The sequence below is a fragment of the Pseudarthrobacter sp. LMD1-1-1.1 genome, assembly GCF_040676255.1.
Classification (GTDB): domain Bacteria; phylum Actinomycetota; class Actinomycetes; order Actinomycetales; family Micrococcaceae; genus Arthrobacter.
In genome coordinates this window covers 234,725-255,681 of sequence record NZ_JBEGHP010000023.1, presented here as the reverse complement: position 1 = coordinate 255,681, position 20,957 = coordinate 234,725, and the positions used below count along the sequence as shown (strand labels likewise).

At 64.4% G+C, this 20,957-nt stretch carries 19 protein-coding genes and 1 tRNA gene; 2 read left to right on the top strand and 18 right to left on the bottom strand.

Features of this window, described 5'->3' with window-relative positions; all coding sequences use genetic code 11:
• Positions 1 to 10: 10 nt before the first annotated feature.
• Together galT and galK are read left to right on the top strand one after the other, a co-directional pair.
• Positions 11 to 1,168, top strand: coding sequence for a galactose-1-phosphate uridylyltransferase (gene galT / locus MRBLMD1_RS14800; RefSeq protein WP_275180422.1), 1,158 nt, complete (start codon positions 11 to 13; stop codon positions 1,166 to 1,168).
• Entirely contained in the window at positions 1,165 to 2,352 is a 1,188-nt protein-coding gene (gene galK, locus MRBLMD1_RS14795) for a galactokinase (RefSeq protein WP_364400962.1), read from the top strand. The genes galT and galK overlap by 4 nt, the downstream gene beginning before the upstream one ends.
• Positions 2,353 to 2,454: 102 nt before the next feature.
• Here the strand turns inward: galK and MRBLMD1_RS14790 are convergent, their stop codons facing one another.
• From MRBLMD1_RS14790 to MRBLMD1_RS14705, 18 genes are all read right to left on the bottom strand, one after another.
• Positions 2,455 to 3,372 carry a Bax inhibitor-1/YccA family protein gene (locus MRBLMD1_RS14790; protein ID WP_364400959.1) on the bottom strand — a complete coding sequence of 306 codons (918 nt, stop codon included), beginning with the start codon at positions 3,370 to 3,372 and terminating at the stop codon, positions 2,455 to 2,457.
• Between the two features lie 151 nt (positions 3,373 to 3,523).
• On the bottom strand, positions 3,524 to 4,231 hold the full coding sequence (locus MRBLMD1_RS14785) for an ABC transporter ATP-binding protein (RefSeq protein ID WP_364401453.1): 708 nt from the start codon (positions 4,229 to 4,231) through the stop codon (positions 3,524 to 3,526).
• Positions 4,224 to 5,189 carry an ABC transporter ATP-binding protein gene (locus MRBLMD1_RS14780; protein WP_307488567.1) on the bottom strand — a complete coding sequence of 322 codons (966 nt, stop codon included), beginning with the start codon at positions 5,187 to 5,189 and terminating at the stop codon, positions 4,224 to 4,226. The genes MRBLMD1_RS14785 and MRBLMD1_RS14780 overlap by 8 nt, the downstream gene beginning before the upstream one ends.
• The gene (locus MRBLMD1_RS14775) at positions 5,186 to 6,433 is read right to left on the bottom strand and encodes a branched-chain amino acid ABC transporter permease (RefSeq protein WP_364400956.1); all 1,248 of its coding nucleotides are present in this window, start codon (positions 6,431 to 6,433) and stop codon (positions 5,186 to 5,188) included. The genes MRBLMD1_RS14780 and MRBLMD1_RS14775 overlap by 4 nt, the downstream gene beginning before the upstream one ends.
• Positions 6,430 to 7,437: a branched-chain amino acid ABC transporter permease gene (locus tag MRBLMD1_RS14770; protein WP_159632548.1), complete on the bottom strand. Its 1,008-nt coding sequence runs from the start codon at positions 7,435 to 7,437 to the stop codon at positions 6,430 to 6,432. The genes MRBLMD1_RS14775 and MRBLMD1_RS14770 overlap by 4 nt, the downstream gene beginning before the upstream one ends.
• A gap of 152 nt (positions 7,438 to 7,589) precedes the next feature.
• The gene (locus MRBLMD1_RS14765) at positions 7,590 to 8,822 is read right to left on the bottom strand and encodes a branched-chain amino acid ABC transporter substrate-binding protein (protein ID WP_159632549.1); all 1,233 of its coding nucleotides are present in this window, start codon (positions 8,820 to 8,822) and stop codon (positions 7,590 to 7,592) included.
• A gap of 170 nt (positions 8,823 to 8,992) precedes the next feature.
• The gene (locus MRBLMD1_RS14760) at positions 8,993 to 9,343 is read right to left on the bottom strand and encodes a helix-turn-helix domain-containing protein (RefSeq protein WP_364401450.1); all 351 of its coding nucleotides are present in this window, start codon (positions 9,341 to 9,343) and stop codon (positions 8,993 to 8,995) included.
• Between the two features lie 207 nt (positions 9,344 to 9,550).
• Positions 9,551 to 10,093 carry a hypothetical protein gene (locus MRBLMD1_RS14755; RefSeq protein ID WP_364400951.1) on the bottom strand — a complete coding sequence of 181 codons (543 nt, stop codon included), beginning with the start codon at positions 10,091 to 10,093 and terminating at the stop codon, positions 9,551 to 9,553.
• 27 nt (positions 10,094 to 10,120) lie between these two features.
• Positions 10,121 to 12,310 carry a DEAD/DEAH box helicase gene (locus MRBLMD1_RS14750; protein WP_364400948.1) on the bottom strand — a complete coding sequence of 730 codons (2,190 nt, stop codon included), beginning with the start codon at positions 12,308 to 12,310 and terminating at the stop codon, positions 10,121 to 10,123.
• Positions 12,295 to 13,146, bottom strand: a complete 852-nt coding sequence (locus MRBLMD1_RS14745; RefSeq protein ID WP_364400945.1) for a HamA C-terminal domain-containing protein — start codon at positions 13,144 to 13,146, stop codon at positions 12,295 to 12,297. The genes MRBLMD1_RS14750 and MRBLMD1_RS14745 overlap by 16 nt, the downstream gene beginning before the upstream one ends.
• A 191-nt stretch (positions 13,147 to 13,337) precedes the next feature.
• A tRNA-Leu gene (locus tag MRBLMD1_RS14740) sits at positions 13,338 to 13,411 on the bottom strand.
• A gap of 113 nt (positions 13,412 to 13,524) precedes the next feature.
• Entirely contained in the window at positions 13,525 to 14,988 is a 1,464-nt protein-coding gene (locus MRBLMD1_RS14735) for an NAD(P)/FAD-dependent oxidoreductase (protein WP_159632550.1), read from the bottom strand.
• Positions 14,989 to 15,046: 58 nt separating this feature from the next.
• Positions 15,047 to 16,429 (bottom strand): S8 family serine peptidase, encoded by a 1,383-nt coding sequence (locus tag MRBLMD1_RS14730; RefSeq protein WP_364400941.1) that lies wholly within the window; start codon positions 16,427 to 16,429, stop codon positions 15,047 to 15,049.
• Positions 16,430 to 16,432: 3 nt separating this feature from the next.
• Positions 16,433 to 17,380: a Ppx/GppA phosphatase family protein gene (locus MRBLMD1_RS14725; protein WP_364400938.1), complete on the bottom strand. Its 948-nt coding sequence runs from the start codon at positions 17,378 to 17,380 to the stop codon at positions 16,433 to 16,435.
• Positions 17,377 to 18,048: a DUF501 domain-containing protein gene (locus MRBLMD1_RS14720; protein ID WP_364400935.1), complete on the bottom strand. Its 672-nt coding sequence runs from the start codon at positions 18,046 to 18,048 to the stop codon at positions 17,377 to 17,379. Before MRBLMD1_RS14720 ends, MRBLMD1_RS14725 begins: the two co-directional genes overlap by 4 nt.
• A gap of 27 nt (positions 18,049 to 18,075) precedes the next feature.
• Positions 18,076 to 18,756: an FtsB family cell division protein gene (locus tag MRBLMD1_RS14715; RefSeq protein WP_364400932.1), complete on the bottom strand. Its 681-nt coding sequence runs from the start codon at positions 18,754 to 18,756 to the stop codon at positions 18,076 to 18,078.
• 136 nt (positions 18,757 to 18,892) lie between these two features.
• Positions 18,893 to 20,173 carry a phosphopyruvate hydratase gene (gene eno / locus MRBLMD1_RS14710; protein WP_110542781.1) on the bottom strand — a complete coding sequence of 427 codons (1,281 nt, stop codon included), beginning with the start codon at positions 20,171 to 20,173 and terminating at the stop codon, positions 18,893 to 18,895.
• 118 nt (positions 20,174 to 20,291) lie between these two features.
• Positions 20,292 to 20,882 (bottom strand): MazG nucleotide pyrophosphohydrolase domain-containing protein, encoded by a 591-nt coding sequence (locus MRBLMD1_RS14705; RefSeq protein ID WP_364401447.1) that lies wholly within the window; start codon positions 20,880 to 20,882, stop codon positions 20,292 to 20,294.
• Between the last annotated feature and the right edge of the window lie 75 nt (positions 20,883 to 20,957).

The window sequence follows — 20,957 nt, the reverse complement described above, 5'->3', positions numbered from 1 at the left end:
AACTTTTTGCATGACAGGGATTACCAGCACCAGACTCTCCGACGGCCGGGAGCTGATGTATTTCGACGACGCCGGCACCAGCACCTCCCGCGCCGGGCACCTCACCACCGATCATCGCGGCCTGCCGCCGCGGGGCGAACCGGGCGAGGTCCGCTTCGATGCGCTGACGGATGAATGGGTGGCCGTTGCCGCGCACCGCCAGGCCCGTACCCACCTTCCGCCGGCAGACCAGTGCCCCATCTGTCCCACCACTCCCGGGAATGCTTCGGAGATTCCTGCCGCGGACTATGACGTGGTGGTCTTCGAGAACCGGTTCCCCTCCCTGGGACCGGCGCTCGGGCCGGTTCCCGAGCATGCCGGTTGGGGAACGAAGGGCCCCGCATACGGCCGCTGCGAGGTCGTGTCGTTCACCCCGGACCACACGGGATCCTTCAGCGGGCTGAGCCAGGAGCGGTCCCGGACCGTGATCGAAGCCTGGTCGCACCGCACGGCTGCCCTCAGTGCCATGACGGGGATCAAGCAGGTCTTCCCGTTCGAAAACCGCGGCGCCGACATCGGCGTCACGCTGCACCACCCGCACGGCCAGATCTACGCCTACCCCTACGTCACGCCCCGCGCCGGCGTCCTGGGTGCGGCGGCCCGGAAGTATTACGATGCAACGGACGGCAGGGAAACCCTGACCGGTTCGCTGCTGCGGGCCGAGCGGGACGACGGCAGCAGGATGGTGTTGGAAGGAACGCACTTCAGCGCCTACGTGCCCTTCGCAGCCCGGTGGCCCCTGGAAATCCACCTAGTGCCGCACCGCCAGGTCGCCGACCTCGCGGCCTTGGACGGGGAGGAGAAGGATGAGTTGGCGCATGTCTACCTGGACCTGCTCAAGCGGGTTGACGCCCTGTACCCCACGCCCACTCCCTACATCTCCGCGTGGCACCAGGCCCCGCTGGATGACGTCCTGCGGCCGGCAGGATACCTCCACCTGCAGCTGACCTCCCCGCGCAGGGCAGCCGACAAGCTGAAGTACCTGGCAGGGTCGGAGGCAGCCATGGGCGCTTTCATCAATGACACCACTCCCGAAAGCGTGGCGGAACGGCTCCGCAATGTTGCCGTCCCACCGTCGTCCACGCCTGCTGCCGCCCTCGCGGCCACCCCGGAAGGAGCCTCCGCGTGAGCACCCGGAACCAGGACAACAGCCAGGCCGCAGGTGCTACACCGCAGGACCTGGGCGCCCGCTTTGAGCAGGAATTCGGCCGCGCTCCCGACGGCGTGTGGCAGGCGCCCGGGCGGGTCAACCTCATCGGCGAACACACGGACTACAACGAAGGCTTCGTTTTGCCCTTCGCCATCGACCGCACCGCGCGGGTGGCCGTCGCCGTGCGCCAGGACGCCACCATGCGGCTGCTGTCCACGTATGGCGACCAGGGGGTGGTCAGCACCAATCTCGAAACCCTGCAGCCGGGAACGGCAAAGGGCTGGACCAAGTACCCCCTGGGCGTCGTGTGGGCGCTGCGGCAACGGGGCATCGACGTCCCCGGACTGGACCTGCTCCTGGACTCAAACGTTCCGCTCGGCGCCGGCCTGTCGTCGTCGCACGCCATTGAATGTGCCGTCATCACCGCACTGAACGACCTCACGGACGCCGGACTGGAGGCCGAGGACATGGTGCTGGCCACCCAGCGGGCCGAAAATGACTTCGTCGGGGCACCCACCGGCATCATGGACCAGTCCGCGTCCCTGCGCGGTTCACAAGGCCACGCAGTTTTCCTGGACTGCCGGGACCAGACGGCGCGCCTGGTCCCGTTTGAGACCGGGCCCGCCGGCCTGGTGCTCCTGGTGATCGACACCAAGGTGTCGCACTCCCACGCCGACGGGGGCTACGCCTCGCGGCGCGCATCCTGCGAGCTGGGCGCGGAGGTCATGGGGGTGAAGGCCTTGCGGGACCTGGAGGTGGCGGACCTTGAGGAAGCCAGCGGGCTGCTGGACGAGGTCACGTTCCGTCGCGTCCGGCACGTCGTCACCGAGAACGACCGGGTGCTCCAGACCGTGGATCTGCTGGGCGGCCCGGGCCCCGCCGCCATCGGCCCCCTGCTGGACGCCAGCCACGCCTCCATGCGCGACGACTTCGAAATCTCGTGCCCGGAACTGGACCTTGCCGTGGACACCTCCCGTGCCAATGGGGCAATCGGCGCACGCATGACGGGGGGCGGCTTCGGCGGGGCGGCTATTGCGCTGACGCCGCTGGACGCCGAACAGAAGGTGCGTGACGCCGTCGTCAAGGCTTTCGCAGACGCCGGCTTCGCGGCGCCGGACATCTTCACCGTCTCCCCTGCCGCCGGCGCCATGCGGATCGCCTAGGCAGGCGCGGTCCGTCTGGAGCGCTTTAACGGCTGTGGGCCCCACCAGTTTGGTGGGGCCCACAGTTGCTTAGTGAACGACGGCGGGAGGTTGCCGGAGTGCCTAGTCGTCGCCGCGCAGGATGGCCAGCAGGCGGATGATCTCCACGTACAGCCAGACCAGCGTGACGGTCAGGCCGAAGGCCGCCGTCCAGGAGAAGCGCTGCGGGGCACCGTTGCGGACGCCCTCTTCGATGCTGGTGAAGTCCATGATCAGCGAGAAGGCTGCGAGGCCGATGGCGAGCAGTCCGATGAAGACGCCCAGCGGGATGCCGAAGATCTCAATGCTGCGCATGCCGAAGGGTTGCTGCAGGACGCCTGTCCACATCATCACCATGTTGACCAGGGAGAACACGGCATAGCCGATGATGGCGATCATAAAGAACCGCATGGCCTTCGGCGTGGCGCGGACCTTCCCGCTCTTGAACAGCAGCAGGGTCACGGCGAAGACCGAAAGCGTGCCGACAACTGCCTGCAGCCCGACACCGGGGAACATGCCATCCAGGATCCGGGTCAGGCCGCCGAGGAAGAGACCTTCCAATGCGGCGTAGGCCAGGATCAGCGCCGGCGACGGCTGCTTCTTGAAGGTGTTCACCAATGCCAGGACAAAGCCGCCCAGGGCGCCGACGATCATCAGCATGGAAGCCAGGCCCTGCGCCACCACCAAGGTGACTGCTGCGCCGGCAATCACCGCGGCGAGGCAGGCAGCGGTCTTCATGATGACGTCGTCGAACGTCATCCGGCCAGTATCCGCGGGGCCCGCCGAGGGCTGGCTGTACATCTGCCGCAGCTGTTCGTCGGTCATGCTCTGGGGCTGTGTGCCCCAGCCCTGCTGGCCGTACGGTTGCTGGCCATAGGGTTGCTGGCCGTAAGGCTGCTGGCCGTACGACGCCTGGCCGTAGGGAGCCTGCGGGACAGGCGGTGCCTGGGTGGCTCCACGGAAACTCTTTCCGTTGAAGATCGGGTTGCCGCCAAGTGCCATTGCGGGATTCCTCCATGTGGGTGTGGGTGATGAGCTTGTGGTTACGCTACCAATTCCCACGTGGGGGCCGCCGCGAAAGTTCCCAAGGGGCCCGGTTGCAACCGAACCGTGACCGTTGCCGCCGGTCCGGCACCGGGCCCCATCAGGCGAATTAGCCCACGCCCAGGTAGGCCTCCTTGATCGAGGGATCTTCCAGCAGCTGCTTGCCGGTGCCGCTGTGGGTGATCGCCCCCGTCTCCAGAACGAAGGCGCGGTGCGCTCCGGCCAGGGCCTGGTTGGCGTTCTGCTCCACCACCAGGACCGTGGTGCCCTGGTTGTTGATTTCCTTGATGATCTTGAAAATCTGGCGGATGAACTGTGGGGCGAGGCCCATGGAGGGCTCGTCGAGCAGCAGCAGTCTCGGATTGGACATCAGCGCACGTCCGATCGCCAGCATCTGCTGCTCACCGCCGGACATGGTTCCCCCAAACTGCTTTTCCCGCTCCTTCAACCGGGGAAACAAGTCAAAGACGCGGTCCAGGTCCTTGCCCACACCGCTTCTGTCCTTGCGCCCGAACGTTCCCATGTCGAGGTTCTCCATCACGGTCATGCCAGGGAAGATGCCGCGCCCTTCGGGGGCCTGGGAGATTCCGTGCACCACGCGGATGTGGGCCTTCATCTTGGTGATGTCCTGGCCCTCGAAGGTGATCCTGCCCTCGGAGCAGTTCAGCAGGCCGGAGATGGTCCGCATGGTGGTGGTCTTGCCGGCGCCGTTGGCCCCGATCAGCGCCACCACTTCGCCTTCGTCGACGGTGAAGGAGATGTCCCGCAGGGCCTGGATGCGGCCGTAGTGGACGGACACTCCCTCAAGTTCAAGCAACGTCATCTTCAGGCTCCCCTAGGTAAGCAGCAATAACACGCGGGTCTTCGCGGATCTCCCGCGGCAGTCCGTCCGCGATCTTCTTACCGAATTCCAGTACGACAATCCGGTCTGTCACACCCATGACCAGCTTCATGTCGTGCTCGATCAGCAGCACGGTGTAGCCCTCGTCCCTGATGGTGCGGATCAGCGCCATCAGTTCCTCCTTTTCGGCCGGGTTGAAGCCGGCTGCCGGTTCGTCCAGGCAGAGGACCTTTGGATCAGTGGCCAAGGCGCGCGCTATCTCGAGCCGGCGCTGGTAGCCGTACGGCAGCTGCCGGGACAGGACATGGGCATGGCTGCCGATGCCCACGAAGTCCAGCAGGGCCATGCCGCGCTCGATGGCCGACTTTTCCTCCTTGATATGGGTGGGCAGGCGCAGCAGCGCCCCGCCGACGCTGGTCCGGTGCCGCGCGTCCAGGCCCACCACCACGTTCTCCAGGGCGGTCATCTCACCGAACAGGCGGATGTTCTGGAACGTGCGGGACAGGCCAAGCCGGGTGATCTTGTGCTGCTTGATGCCGTTCAGGACCTGCCCCTCCAGCACCACTTTTCCGCTGGTGGGCTTGTACACGCCGGTCATCGCATTGAAGCACGTGGTCTTCCCGGCGCCGTTGGGCCCGATGAGGCCAAGGATCTCGCCGCGCTTGATGTTGAAGCTGATGTTGTCCAGTGCCACCAGGCCGCCGAACTTGATGGTCAGGTTTTGCACCTCGACAATGTTGTCGCCCACCTTGACCGCAATATCGCGGTCCGGGGCCACCTTCTCGGCCAGTTCCTGGTCCACTCCGGCTTCGGCGAGGGCCTCCATGTCCAGCTCCGGCGCGACGGGGGCCGCCGAGCCGTCCTGGACCGTGCTGTCCTGGGCCGGCTGCTCCTCCACGCTGCTGGAGCCCGCGTGCCTTTCCTCGGAGCTCATGCCTCCGCTCCTCTCTGTCCGGCCGCCTGGGTCCCGGGGCCGGCTGGTGGATTGTTCGAGTCTTTCGGCTCCGTGCCATCGCGGCTGGTGACCTTGTTAAGTGCCGTCCTGCCGTACGCCAGCAGCCGCTGCCGGGCGGGCAGGAGTCCCTGGGAACGGAAGATCATGATCAGCACCAGCGCAATCCCGAAGATCAGGTACTTGTATTCGGCGATGGCCGTGAACCTCAACGGGATGTAGCTGACCAGGGCCCCACCCAGGATGGCGCCCACCTTGTTGCCGGCACCTCCCAGCACCACTGCGGCGAGGAACAGGATGGATGTGGTGACGTCGAACTTCTGGTTGTTGACGAATCCCACTTGCCCGGCGAAGAGTGCTCCGGACAGGCCGCCGACGGCAGCGCCGATGGCGAAGGCCCACACCTTGTACTTGAAGGTGGGAACACCCATGATTTCCGCGGCATCCTCATCTTCGCGGATGGCAATCCAGGCGCGGCCCACCCGGCTGCGTTCCAGGTTGCCCACCAGGAGGGTGACGATGATGATGATGGTCAGGGTCAGCCAGTACCAGGGCACCCCGTTTGAGTTGGAGAAGATCGGCGTCCCGTCAGCCCCGTCACCCGGCGGGTGGCCGACGTTCTGGAAGCCCACCTGGCCCTTCATGGCAGGAATGATGGTGGCCAGGATACGGATGATCTCGCCGAAGCCGAGCGTCACGATGGCGAGATAGTCGCCCCGGAGCCGGAGTGTGGGCACGCCCAGCATGACGCCGAAGAACATGGTGACTGCCATGGCCACCGGAAGCGTCCACAGGTAAGGGATGTGCAGGTAGGGCGAATCCGGGCTGGTCAGCATGGCGGCCACGTACGAACCCACCGCAAAGAAGGCAACGTAGCCAAGGTCCAGCAGGCCGGCGTACCCCACCACGATGTTGAGGCCAACGGCGATCAGCGCAAAGCGTGCCATGTCGAAACATGCCAGGGCGAAGTTGTTGCCGGGTTCGGTGGTGATGATCGGCGGGTTGAGCAGCGGCAGCAGGTAGGCCAGGACCACCACGATGACCAGGAAGGCCCACTGCTGCTGGCGGGACAGGGCGTGCCAGCGGTCGGAGAAGTAGCCGGGCTTGCGTTTGCCCCGCTGGCGAAGGTCGCTCTTTCCCGCGGCTTTCTCGGAAGCTTCGCGTTCCTCAGCTGCCTGCTGGGCGGCCGCTGTCTGCAGCGGCGTGGGGCCGTCCGTCATACTCATGCTTTGCTCCTTCCAAGGGAGGTTCCCAGGATGCCCTCGGGCCGCAGCAGCAGCACGAGCACCAGCACCACGAACGCCACGACGTCGGTCCACTGCGAATTGCCCAGCAGGATCTGGCCGTAGTTGCCGATCAGGCCGAGGAGCAGTCCGCCCAGAAGGGCCCCGCGCACGTTGCCGATGCCGCCAAGCACCGCGGCAGCAAACGCCTTGATGCCCAGGACGAAACCACCGCTGTACTGGACACCGGACGGGATTTTCATGACGTAGAACAAGGCGGCGGCTCCTGCGAGCAGGCCTCCGATGACGAAGGTGGTAATAATGATGCGCTCTTTGTTGACGCCCATCAACGTGGCGGTGTCGGGATCCTGGGCGACCGCCCGGATGCCGCGGCCTGTGCGCGACTTGCTGATGAACCTGTCGATGCCCACCATCATGATCACGGCGGCGATGATGATCACCAGCTGCTGCGAATCGATGATGGTGCCGAAGACGTCGAAAATGGGGGTGGGCCGGAACATGGTCAGGGCCAGTTCGGGGCTGGGACCGCGCCACAGGTAAATGAGGTACTGGATGGTGAAGGAAGCACCAATGGCGGTGATCAGGAAGACCAGGCGGGGCGCGTTCCGTTGCCGCAGGGGTTTGTAGGCGATCCGCTCCAGCAGGAACGCTGTCACGGCTGACGCCACCATGGCCAGGACCAGCGCCAGCAGCAGGTTCAGGATGATGGCCCAGATGTCGAGCCGGGGAGCTGAGGGGCCGAAGCCAAGGCTGCTGAGGGTAAAGAAGACTGCGTAGCAGCCAACGATGAACACTTCCGAGTGGGCGAAGTTGATCAGGTTCAGGACGCCGTAAACCAGGGTGTAGCCCAGCGCTACGAGCGCATAGATGGCCCCGAACGTGAGGCCGTCAAACGTGGCACTCCAGAAGTTCTGGGCCAGGGACGGTATGTCGAAGGTGATCCAGTCGTTTTCCATCGGGAGTAGTGGGACAAGAGAGGGAAGCATGGGAACATCCTGATCCAGTTGCACGCGGCCTTGTGGGCCCGGCCGTGGGACTTGTGTCTATTGACGTTGCTTGGTCCTGGGCTGCTGCCAAGCGAAGAAAAGGCTGTGGGGGCCCGCTGATGCTGGCCCCCACAGCCGGTTCGTGCTGGTTGCTACTCCCCGATGGGGCCGATGGGAACGATCTTTCCGTTTTCCACCTTGTAGCCGTAGACGGTCGGGGCCTGGAGCTCGCCCTTGGCATCCCACTTGTAGTGCTTGCTCAGGCCGTCCTTGTCGTAAGCCTTGACCCAGGCCAGCAGGTCCGCACGGCTCTGCTTGCCTGCGTCAATGCCGGAGAGGAGTACGGTTGCGGCGTCGTAGCCCTCGATGGAGTACGTTCCGGGTTCCGCTCCCTTGGAGACGTCCTTGTAGGCCGAGGCGAAGTCGGGGATGAGCTCGCCCGGCAGGCAGGGGCACGTGAAGTAGGCGTTGTTGGAAGCGTCGCCTGCCTGCTTGATGAACTGGTCGTCCTTGACACCGTCAGGTGCCACGAACGTTCCGGTGAATCCCTTGCCAACCAGCTGCTGGTCGAACGGTGCGCCTTCGGCGTAGTAGCCGGCGTAGAACACGGCGTCGGCCTTGGCGTTCATGATCTTGGAGATCACGGCGGAGAAGTCCTTCTGCCCTGTGGTCACCTTCTCCGTTCCGGCCAGGGCACTGCCCAGGCCCGCGGAGGTGGAGGTTCCCAGGCCAATGCCGTAGTCAGAGTCATCCTGGACCAGGTACACCTTCTTGGCGCCGAGCTTGCCGGTGAGGAACTTGGCGGCTGCGGGGCCCTGGACGGCGTCATTGCCGAGGCCGCGGAAGAAGGTGGTCCAGCCGTTTTCGGTCAGCGTGGGGTTGGTGGCCGACGGGGTGATGTGGACCAGGCCCTTCTGCTCGAAGATGTTGCCCGTGGCCTTGGATTCGCCGGAGAACGGCAGGCCGATCACGCCCACGATGTCCGACTCGCTCACCAGCTGGGTGACGGGGCCGGTGGCCTTGTTGGGGTCGCCTTCGGTGTCGAACTTCTTGAACTGGACCTGGCAGCCCGGGTTGGACTTGTTGTGCTGGTCAATGGCCAGCTGGATGCCGTTGAAGATGTTGACGCCAAGCTGGGCGTTGGGGCCGGTCTGCGCGCCTGCGTAGGCGAGCGTGGTGGTCGCGGGGCAGGTCGCCTTGCCGTCGCCGGCGGGCTTTACCGCGCCGGCAGGGACGTCGACTTTCGAAATGGCGGGGATGTTCACCTTGCTGGACGATCCCGAGCTTTCGGTGGTGCCGGGGCCTGCCTGGTTGGCACAGGCCGACAGCAGCATGCTGAATGTGGCTGCCGCTGCCAACGAGGTGAGGACTTTCTTTCGGTACATTTGTCTGCCTTCCGAAACAGGGCCATGCGATGCGCGTGCGGATCAATGGGGCGCTTCGCCGCCCGGAATGGGACCAGGTATTCCTGATTTAGGTTCAAGCTAGTGCATAGACAGCAGCGAAACTAAGTGACTGAGGTCACAGCCTTATAACAGTCGTTGCATATGCGGAATTAAACGCCGGAAGCCGCCTGCTGTGCAGGCGGCTTCCTGGTGTCCAGGCACCGGCGGGCGCCGGAAGGGACAGTTGTACCCCAGGTGGGAAAATCCGTATGCTCTGACTGCCGATTCAGGAGCGAGTCAGAAGGCGGGCGGAAGTCTCCGTTATCCCACTTCGGGCGTGGAGGGTGCTTGGCCCGGACCTCCTTGGCTGCAGGCATGACTGCTGGTTTTCCTTCCAGCCACTCCTCAAACGCTTGCCTATTAACAGTCCAGCGCCCACGAGGCTGGATGGCACCCGGAATCCGCCCCTGCTGCAAATACTCCCGCACGGTGCCAGTGGAGCGTCCCAGCAGCACAGCCATCTCGTTTACGCCGATGACTGCTGAACGGGACACAGGCTGTTCAGGCTCTGGGACAGCAGCAGGCTCGGCAGGAAGTTCCCCACTCCCCTGCTCTTGTTCCATGGCTTCCGGCTCCTCATCCGCCTCCACAGCAGGCATGGCACGCCCAGGAACAACCGTGGGGATTTCGGTCAGTACTTCATCAACATCCACGCCATAGGAAACCAGTTAGCGTTCCTTGCGCTGGATGGTGCGGAGGACATGGGAAAGGGGTGCAACTGCGCTGTCCTCCCCCTCCATGAGGATCCTGTATCGCTCAGCGTTCTGCGCAAGGTAAATGGCTTTGTCGCGCTCAATATCCTGAATAGTCAGGCTCCGGGCAACAGGGGTGGAAGGCTTACGCTCCATGGCAGTGTCCCGCCTCTGCATCAGCAACTTCCAGTCGGCTTCCGGATACTCTTTCATCAGGTGAGCGAGACGGGCAAAGTGCCTCTGCTGCGCATGCATGTTGCTTGTGTCAGGGAATCCATGTTGCTCGTGAAGTTGCTGGTCAGCAGCACGTTCAGCCTGCCGCGCTGCTTCCAGCGCAGAAGTCCACTCGTCCGGGCTGTTGTAATCACCACCACGGCCTTCGATCACCTTGGATGCACGAAGTTTCATCGGGGCAAGGACTACCTGCTGCTCGGCCTCGGTGAAGCCCGCCCGCTCAACCTCACCAAGGAACGGCAAAGTCGGGCCTTGGGGTTCCGTGCGTTGCTCAGCCGATGACATTTTTACCGTGTATGAGAGCGTCCATGCCTACCTTCGCGCCCATCCGAAGAGCGGGAAGTCGCCACCGTCAGGCCGGAGGCTGCTGATGGTGGCCAGCACTGTTTCTTGCTCAAAGTAATCCATACCGGACAGGGCTTCAATTGGAAGCCTCGCAATGCGTTCCAACAATTCATCAAGGGTCCGGTAGCCGGATATCCAGCGGGTCAGTTTCTTGGAAATCTGGACTGGAATCCCGTACTCCTCCAGCGTCAGGAGCAGGTGGGGCTGGAAGCCATCCTCCATCCGTGATGCGTAGCCACCGTACTTGCCGGGAGTGATGCCACGGCGAGTAAAAACTTCGTCAGCAATCCTGTCCACTGCACGGACCAACATAGGCAAGTTATGGTCAATCCAGAAGCGCATGAAATCAAAGGCCTTATCGACCTTGTCATCGTGGGTTTCCTTGCCATCGTATTGAGGATTCGGCTCCGTGAACCGGTCCATGACCTGACGAAGATCCCCCTCAGCACTTGAAACCCAATAGGTGTAGAGGGCTAACTGTGCAGCGGACACAGCCCCGTGGCGTGATGCTCCGTCAGGTGGGATGAAGTCCCAAATGAGTTCCATGAGAGCGTTTGACTGGCGGCCATTTGGAAATGGGGTGCTCCAAAGGAGGTTCTGTATGCGTGGAAGCGACAGTTGATGCAGGTGCTCAGCCAATTCAATCTGCGCCTCAGGAGAAACACCCTGATTCGCCCTCATCGTTTCCAGACTCAGCACACGCTGGGAAAGGACAGGACTCAGCCGTTCGTTGGTCCGTTCGGAACGGTCCTGAGCGTCCATGGAAAGCAATAGCGAAGTTGGCGCATCATCGCTCTGGCTAAGTGCGGGGATGTCCACCGCGTTAATCTCTGGCTCCGGGGCATCGTGGAACAAGAAGATGTCTCCTACGAAGTGCTTGAACATCCGTCCACCCCGGCCACGGATGTTCATGAAAGTAAAAAAGTTGTAAGCGCGTCGGGCAAGGGTTCGGTCCAGAACGATGACGTTTTTGGCTGTCGTGTTCACGCCCTCAATCAGCGTGTTGTTGCAAACCAGAACTCCAAGACGTCCATCGTTGAAGCCGGATACAACCTTGTGGGCCAACCAACGGGGAAGCCTCCCGTGGTGGGAGCCAATGCCCTTCCTTAAAGCCCTGGGGAGCGCCCAGTCCTCGCTGTACTCGTGTTCCAGCCAATTAGCCGCATCAGGCATCCCGGAACCATAGGTGGCATCCTCATCCTCGGTCAGCCAGCCCACTACTTCCCGGACACGCTTGGGGCTGCCGCAGTAAATCATGGTGCCTCCAGTCAAGGTGGAGGCCAGCAGTTTCACCATCGCTTTACGCTCGTCAGCGGTCTTGGATGGGAGCCGGTGCACGTTTGCAGCGACCGTGGAAAAGTCCGTTACCCGCAGCGTCCGTGAAACGTTCGTTGGCACCATGGCGCTCAACTCATGGATGTTCGGGCCAGCCAGATAGAACTGAGCCCCGGTTTTCATGAGCCTGTATAGGGCTTGATTCAGAAGCGCTGCACGCCCACTGATTTTGCCTGCGGAGCGTTCATCCAGTTTGTAAAACTCATCCACGAAAAACAGGTCCGGGCGGGGCGGATCTTCTAGGGCAAGGTAGCGTTCCTGCGTCAGAACGAACAGGTTGCGTTCGGCATAGGCCTGACCGGGATGGGTGTAAATCTTATGGCCCGTCTGACGGTCGCTCAATCGCCGTCTCGTCTCATCAATGAGCGCGATGGTTGGCACTATGAGCACTACGTTGTCATACTTCCCACTGGCAATCAGGGCATCCACAATCAGGGATTTGCCGAAGGATGTGGGAGCGGACAGGATGACGTTCCGGCCCTCCATGAGGTCCAGATAGACCGCTGCTTGGATGCTGGAAAACACCACGCCATCCAAGTTGTCCGGGCGATGCATTTCCACGGCCAAAGCATCCGTGAGGGTTAGTCCTTCCTGCTCCATGTAGGGATACAGGCCAAACTCCCGTGCCAGTGCCATCAGCAGCGGTTTTTCCTTCTGGAACTGCTCCACCTTGTCCAGCGCACGAACAACCAGTTCCCGCAGGGCAGCTGTATGCCCATCTGCTGCCGTGAGGATGGTAATGGAGTGAAGGAGTCCGAACGGGTCAGGAATGGGGTTGGGGCTGTCGAGGATATCCCGCAGTTCGTTCACAGTTGCTGCCATGCTTTCAGCCTCCTGTCGAACTCGTCTTGCAGGATTTTCTTGGTGTCAAGGGGCATGAGAATCAAATGAACCCGGATGCTGGCGGGAAGGTTCCGGTCTGCGATGCGGCGTTGGAAGCCTGAATACTGCCGCTGCACAAAGTCAGTCATTTCGGCTACATACTCATTCGTATGCGTCCTGTGCCGCTTCGTGATCTCGGAGTCGAAGGTGATGAACACAGGGATGACCACCCGCTTGAAAACCTCGTCCAGCGACACGTTGGGGTCCAGCAGTTTTTGCAGTTGCTCGGCATGTTCCCAGTCGGGCTCGATCTTGTCCGTGATGGCTGCAAACTCTGTCCGCAGGTAATCCGATTCCAGATGCTGTTCCAGTTCCTCCAGAACGTCCCTGACTCCACGGGCTGTGTCCTTGTAAAACTTGGACTCCCCCAGCCACAGTTCCAGTTCCGTTTCGCCAGCCTCGTTCTCTGTAGGAACAACGAAGATCCCGTCGAAGCCCTTCACTGTGTCGTTGGGGGCATCCTTGAAAAAGATGCGGCTGATGGCCCGGTCAGCACCCATGAACTTCCTGAGGATCATGTGCAGCAGGAGTTCACCGATTTCGCCCCGGTGCTCATACTTTTCGCTGATGTAAATCCGCTTCAAAGCCTTGGCTGCGAGGTCCATCATGTCGTGGCCGCCCATGTCCCGGATTTCGGACTTTTTTAGGATCCAATCCGGTGCCCAGCGAATGAAATCGCCCACCAGTTGGTTGTAGCGCCACTCTTGACTTTCGTAGCCAGCGCACACACCAAGCAGGCGGACATCTGTTTCGACGTCCGAAATGATGACATCCAAGACTGTGCTTGGATGCTTAGGCCCTGCCACTGGTTCCCCCACTTATATAGTGCTATTCCTCCTTGCCACCATACTGGCCCTTGACGGCATTTCCGGACAGAACTTACCCGCCGAGGAAGTCAGCAGGAGAAAATCCTTGTATGACAAGCAAAAACCCCGCCAATTCAAGGAACTGACGGGGTTTTGATAAGTACCCCAGGTGGGACTCGAACCCACAACACGCGGATTTTAAGTCCGCTGCCTCTGCCAATTGGGCTACTGGGGCGCCGGGTCAATGGTACCTGCCCGGGACGCGTTGGCTGGAAACGCCGACGGCGGCCGCCCCCGCAAAGGGGACAGCCGCCGTCGGACGCTGTGAAGCGTGGTGGAACAGGCGCGCTACTTGGCGTTGGCCGCTACCGTTTCCTTGGGAGCGGCGGCGGTGGCGCTGGAGCCGGCGGCCGGCACCGCTGCGGGGGCAGCGGCAGGCTTCGGTGCCGGGGTGGCTGCTGAGACGAAGGCGCCACGGGGGTTGTCCAGGTCCATCAGCTGCGTGGTGTCGCGTCCGGCGAAGAAGCCGATGATCCAGTTCAGGATGACGCGGAACTTGCGCTCCACCGTGGGCATGGCCATGCCGTGGTAGCCGCGGTGGGCCAGCCAGGCGAGTCCGCCCTTGAGGCCGATGCGGCCCAGGAGGTTGATGTTGGCAACGCCCTTCCATTCGCCGAAGCCTGCTACGGCACCAAGGTTCTTGTGCTTGTAGTCGGCCAGCGGCTTGTCCCAGCGGGAAGCCCACAGGTTCTTGGCCAGGCGCTTGGCCTGGCGCAGGGCGTGCTGGGCGTTGGGGACGCAGGTGCCGTCCGGGAGGCCCTTGCCGGTGAGGTCCGGAACAGCGGCGATGTCGCCGGCGGCCCAGGCGTTCTCCACGATGCCTTCGTCGCCTGCGATGCGCAGGTCCGGCAGGACGCGGACGCGGCCACGGGGTTCGAGCGGGAAGTCGGTGGAGCGGACCATCGGGTTCGCCTGCACGCCGGCCGTCCACACCAGGGTGTCTGCCTCGAACTCCTGGGCAGGAGTCTTGTCCGGGAGGTTGATGAGCTTCAGGGTGCCTTCGGCGCTGTCCAGCGAGGTGTTCAGCAGGACCTCGATGCCGCGGCTGCGCAGGTGCTCAACCACCCAGTCAGCCTGCTTGGCCGTGACCTCGGGCATGATGCGGCCCATGGCTTCGACCAGGACGAAGCGGACTTCCTCCTGCTTGATGCGGGGGTTGTTGCGCACGGCGGCGCGGGCGAGGTCTTCCATCTCGGTGATGCACTCGATGCCGGCGAAGCCGCCGCCGACCACCACGAAGGTGAGGGCCTTGGCGCGGGCTGCGGGGTCCGTCATGGTGGAGGCAACCTCGATGCGCTCCAGGAGCTTGTTGCGCAGGGCAACGGCTTCCTCGATGGTCTTCAGGCCGATACCCTTGTCCGCCAGGCCCTTGATGGGGAAGGTGCGGGTGATGGCGCCGGCTGCGAGCACGACGTCGAAGTAGGGAACCTCAAAGTTCTCGCCGCCATCGGCAGGAGCCACCACGGCTGTCCGGTTGACGTGGTCGATCGACGTGACGCGGCCCTGGATGAGTTCCGTCTGCTTGAGGTGCTGGCGGTGGGAGACCACTGCGTGGCGGGCTTCGATGTTGCCACCTGCCACCTCGGGGAGGAAGGGCTGGTAAGTCATGTAGGGCAGGGGATCGACGACGGTGACGATGCCACCGGCATTCGCGATCTTCTTCTGCAGTTTCAGTGCTACGTACAGGCCGACGTACCCGCCGCCGACGACGAGTACCCTGGGACGGTCCTGGAGCTGTGGGGTGGTTGCCATTGTTCAAGGATACAGGAGTTTGTGAAAATCTTCACTAGCCGTACGGAGCCCCCGTAACCTAGGAATCCGGGCGGGATTTGACCCTTTCCATCACGCCCGTGTCGGGTTCTTCCACGGCAAGGGAAGGGTTGCGGGCAGCCCGTCGGAGCTGGACGGCAGCGGCGGCGATGATGGCCACGAACAGGGCGGCAAAACCGATGACGACGGCGGCGCCGATGGCACTGTCGCGCTGGGACGGCGCCTTCGCGGCAGGAACGGTGGCTTCGGGCAGCGTGGGTGCCGCACTTGGCACTGAGGTTGCGGTGGGCAGCGGCGTTGCCGGGGCGGCATTGCCGCGCCTGTGCACGCGGATCCACTCGGCGATGGTGCCCAGCGGATTGACTGAAACCACCGGGACGTCAGCCTTGAGCGCTGCCTCAGCGTTGAGGATGCCGTAGCCGTACAGCGGATCCTTGCCCGGCGCTCCTGCGTCCTTCGCCGTGGAGACGATCCTGTTGATCACCTGTTCGGCGCTCATGTCCGGCCACTTGGACCGGATCAGGGCAGCAACGCCTGCGACTATGGGCGTGGACCCGGAGGTTCCGGCCCATTCGGCATAGCCTCCGGCCGGAAGGCCGCCCAGGAGGTTCTCGGCCGGTGCAGCCACCCCAATGCTGATGCCCTGCGAGGAAGCGTCCACGCTGGCCACGTTCTTGCGGTCCAGGCCGGCGACGGTGAGCACGCCCGGGATGGTGGCAGGGGCGCCCACCTGGGTATTGCCTCCCACCCGGTTCCCGGCGGCGGCGACGATGACCACGTCCTTCTGTTCGGCGTACAGGAAGGCGGCGTCCCAGCTCTGCGGCCACTGCGGAGTGGTGCTGCCGAGCGAGATGTTGATGACCTTGGCGCCGTTGTCCACCGCCAAGCGGACCGCCTCGGGAATCTGGTCCTGGTCGCTTTTGCCCGACGGATTGGCCGAGCCCAGCCAGGTGGAGACGGAGAGGAGCTGCGCTTCGGGCGCGACGCCGATGATGCCGTCCGGGGGAACAGCCGGCCCGGGGCTGGGGCTGGGGCTCGCGCTGGCGGGCTGGTGTCCGCGGCCTGCGAGCATGGTGGCTACCAGGGTGCCGTGTTCAGGCTTGGAGCCGACGCTTTTCTGGCCGTCCGGCTGGCCTGAGCCGGAGGCATCGTAACCGCCGACAACGGCGCCTTTGAGGTCCGGGTGCTGGGCATCGATGCCGCTGTCGATGACGGCCACCTTGACGCCGGCGCCCTTTGACACTTCCCAGGCCTTGGTAATGCCCGAGTCCGCGAGCCAGTACTCCTTGTCGCGCCACTCGTCGGCGTGTGCGGCGGGGGCCGTGAACAGGCCGGCGAACAGGCAGCACGAGGCCAGCAGGACGGCCATTGCGGCAGCCGCGGCACGGGACACGAGCGGGGTTGAAGCTGGGGTGGGATGCATGGGCTACCCGATGCTCAGCGCGATGCCGTCAAGGATGTCGTGCTCGCTTGCGGTGGCCGCGGCGACTTTCCCGCCGGTCAGCTCCCCCATCCGTTCCAGGATGCGGCGCCACACCAGTCCCCCGGCGCCGATGACGTCCACGCGGCCCGGATGCATGTACGGCAGCGCAGCCCGCCCGGCCCGGGTCATCCCCAGCAGGTCGGTGGCGGCGTCGCGGATGTCCCCGATGGGCAGCGAGGCCCCGTGGATGGCGTGGGGCGAGTATTCGGGCAGGTGGAGCGCGTGCGCGGTGATGGTGGTGACGGACCCGGCAACACCGACGACGGCGGTGGCGCGTTCCAGGGGCACGTCGCGTCCGGCTCGGGCCATGGCTTCGTCCACGTCGGCTTCCGCGGCGGCAATCTGTTCGGCAGTGGGCGGATCGTTGCGCAGGTGGCGTTCAGTCAGCCGGACGCAGCCGATGTCCACGGACTTGGCAGCGGTCACGCCGGCCGCGGTGCCCAGGACGAATTCGGTGCTTCCCCCGCCGAGGTCCACCACGAGCACCTGCTGTCCGTCCAGGACGGGCAGCACGCTGCTGGCCCCGGCAAAGGACAACGCCGCTTCCTCGTCCCCGGAAATGACCTCAGGTTCCACTCCCAGCAGCTCCCTGACGCCGTCCACGAAGACGTCCCGGTTGCGTGCATCGCGGCTCGCGGAGGTGGCAACAAACCGGATCCGCTCTGCGCCATGCTCCTTGATCAGGCGGGCGTAATCGGCCGTGGCGCCAAGCGTGCGTTCCAGCGCCTCCGGAGCCAGTTCGCCGGTGGCGTCCACGCCCTGGCCCAGCCGGACCACGCGCATCTCCCGGACCACGTCGGTGAGCTTTGTGCCGCCGTTACTGCGGTCAATGTCGGCGATGAGGAGCCGGATGGAGTTGGTGCCGCAGTCGATGGCGGCGACGCGGGTCATTCGGACGCCTCTGTGGTTCCGGCGGATTTCCGGACCGGGGCGGGGCGGCCCACGATGTCCGGGAGCCCTTGGGGCCCGTGCCGGCTGAGGTCCCGGGATGGTGCCTCACCGGTGGTGTCCCAGGCGCCGTCGCAGTAGCACTTGTCAGCAGTCCACCATTCGCTGATCATGTCCAGGGCCTGGTCACCCAGGGGGTTGACGCCGCTGCCCGCTGCAAGGGAGTGGCCCACCAGGACATGCAGGCATTTGACGCGGGTGGGCATCCCGCCCGCGGACACGCCGTCAATTTCGGGGACCGGACCGATTCCGGAACGCCGGCCGATGGCGTCGCGGGCGGCAAGGTACTCCCCGTGGGCCGCCCGGTAGGCAGCGGCAAGCCGGGCGTCCGCGGCCAGCTGCTCGTTCATGTTGTTCATGACCCCGGCGGCTTCAAGCCTGGAAACCGCGGACGTGATCACCGGGTGCGTCAGGTAGAAGGTGGTGGGAAACGGGGTACCGTTGCTCAGCCGGGGCGCGGTGGCGGCCACGAGGGGGTTGCCACAGACGCAGCGGGCCGGAATCTCCACGACGTCGCGGACGGGTCGTCCCAGCTGCCTGCTCAGTACTTCAAGGTCGTGTGCTGTTGGTTGGCGGGATTCGTCCCGGGCGGCTGCCGTGTTGTATTCCACTGTCGCGGGCCGTCCTTCCTGTGCGGTTCAGTCTGTGGCCGCGCGCCTGATGGACTCCCACAGGGAATCCACCCACGGCAGATCGGCGGGGTCTTGTGCTGCTGCGCCGGCGGGGCTACTGCTTTCTCCGGCCGGCTCATCGCTGCCAAAAACCCAGTAGCCGGTTTCGCCCGGCATAACCATGTTAATGCGGTCGCGGGCCTGCTGCTTGACGTAGTTGGGGTCCTGCCAGCGCGACACCTGCTGGCGGAGGGCGTCGCCTTCGGCCTGGCGTGCGGCGATATCCGCGTTCAGGGCGTCTATTTCGGCCTTCTTGTCGAAGAAGATCTTGACCGTGGGGGCCAGCATGACGGTGATGGCGATCATCACCACGGCCAGCGCGAGCATGCGGCCGGAAAAGGCCTTGGCGGGGACAGGATGCTGCTCCTCTTCGGGGCTGCGGGCGTCCTTGCCGTCAACGGGGCTGCTTCCTTTGCGCCCGGCGGTTGGCCTGGCCGCCTTGGCCTCCCCCGCTTTCCCGGGCCGGCCCGGAGCAGTTCCGCCCGCGTGGTTGTGCTTCGCAGGTGCGGCGCCCGCCGCGGGCCCGCCCTTGGCCGGCCGGAAATCCGCCCGGATGACCTCGGCACCGCCGGAGGATCCGTCGTCGTCCGTTGCCTTGGCTGGACGGGCGGGGGCGACCTTGGGAACTTTGGGGCGGCGGGTAGCCATGACACTCCTGAAACGCAGCCTGCCGGGGCCGCCACTATCTGTGCTGGACGTTCACTGCTGAACAAATGCTGCTGGAAACAACAGCGGTGGCTATGGTCTTTCAACCATAGCCACCGCGGATGGGTTTGGGCGGTTACTAGCCCTTGAAACGCGGGAAGGCGCTGCGGCCGGCGTAGCGTGCGGCGTCGTCCAGTTCTTCTTCGATGCGCAGCAGCTGGTTGTACTTGGCTACGCGCTCGGAGCGGGCCGGTGCACCGGTCTTGATCTGGCCGGCGTTGGTGGCCACGGCGATGTCGGCGATGGTGGTGTCCTCGGTTTCGCCGGAGCGGTGCGAGGTGATGGTGGTGTAGCCGGCACGCTGGGCCAGGCTGACGGCGTCCAGGGTCTCGGTCAGCGAACCGATCTGGTTGACCTTGACCAGCAGGGAGTTGGCGGTCCTGGTGTCGATGCCACGCTGCAGGATGGAGGGGTTGGTGACGAAGAGGTCGTCACCCACCAGCTGGACCTTGTCGCCGATGGCGTCGGTGAGGGTCTTCCAGCCGTCCCAGTCGTTCTCGTCCAGCGGGTCCTCGATGGAAACCAGCGGGTAGTCGGCAACGAGTTCGCCGTAGTACGCGCTCATGTCGCTGGCGGACAGGGACTTGCCTTCGAACTGGTAGGCGCCGTCCTTGTAGAACTCGGAGGAGGCAACGTCCAGGGCCAGGGCGATGTCCTTGCCCGGGGTGTAGCCGGCGTTCTTGATGGCTTCGGTGATGAGGTCCAGGGCTGCGCGGTTGGACGGCAGGTTGGGCGCGAAGCCGCCTTCGTCGCCGAGGCCGGTGGACAGGCCCTTCTGCTGCAGCACGGACTTGAGGTTGTGGTAGACCTCAACGCCCCAGCGCAGGCCTTCGGAGAAGGTCTCTGCGCCGATGGGGGCGATCATGAATTCCTGGATGTCGACGTCGGAGTCGGCGTGGGAGCCACCGTTGAGGATGTTCATCAGCGGCACGGGCAGGACGTGGGCGTTCGGGCCGCCCAGGTACTTGTAGAGCGGCAGGTCGGCGGAGGCTGCGGCTGCGTTGGCGACTGCCAGGGAGACGCCCAGGATGGCGTTGGCGCCCAGCTTGCCCTTGTTGGGGGTACCGTCCAGGTCCAGCATGGCCTGGTCGATGCTGCGCTGGTCGGTGGCGTCGAACCCGGTCAGGGCGGGGGCGATCTGGTCGATCACGGCGTCGACGGCCTTCTGCACGCCCTTGCCCAGGTAGCGGCCCTTGTCGCCGTCACGCAGTTCAACGGCCTCGTGCTCACCGGTGGAGGCGCCGGAGGGAACCGCGGCGCGGCCGATCTGGCCGTCCGACAGCAGGACTTCAACTTCAACGGTGGGGTTGCCGCGGGAATCGAGGATCTCGCGGGCGTGGATGGCATCGATAAGCGCCATGAATTTGCTCCTTATGGGCGATTAACGGGGGGAATCAGGCAGAAAACTCGACGTACTCGTCACGGTCCAGCCTAGTCGAGAGTGCTCCGGGTTACTCAAACCGGTCAAAGCCCGGACGTCATGATGGCGCTTGGTCGCTTTGGTCACTCTGGTCACGCTGGTACCGGCGGACGGCGGCATGCAGGGCGCGCTCTGCGTCCATGCCGTTGTCCCGCGCAGAACGGACGACGGCGAGCAGCAGGTTTCCGAGCTCCTCCTCGCTGTCGGGGACGGGAGAGCCCGCGGGGAGCCCAAGGCCCGCACGTGCTGCACGGGCCAGGGACTTCTGTGCCCTGGCCAGCCCCGGGAGGGCCTGCGGTATGCCGTCGAAGGGGTCCTGCCGTTCCGGCTTTTCGGCCCGCTTGACGGCATCCCACTTCTGCTCGATCTCCGCCACGGTGGCCGGGAAGCTGTCCTGCAGGGAGCCGTCAGGCCGGAAGACGTGGGGGTTCCGGCGGATCATTTTGGCACCCAGCCCGCGCGCCACGTCGTCGAACGTGAAGGCGCCGCGCTCCTCAGCCAGGCGGGCATGCAGCACCACCTGGAGCAGCACGTCACCGAGCTCGCCCTGCAGCTCGGCGTCGGGGTGGCCTTCCTCGATGGTCTCGGCCACTTCGTAGGCCTCTTCCAGGAGGTATTCCACCAGCGACGCGTGCGTCAGGGCGCCCATCCAGGGGCAGTGCACGCGCAGCTGGGCGATCAGGCCCAGCAGTTCCGCTGTTGCAGAACTGCCGGGCCGGGATTC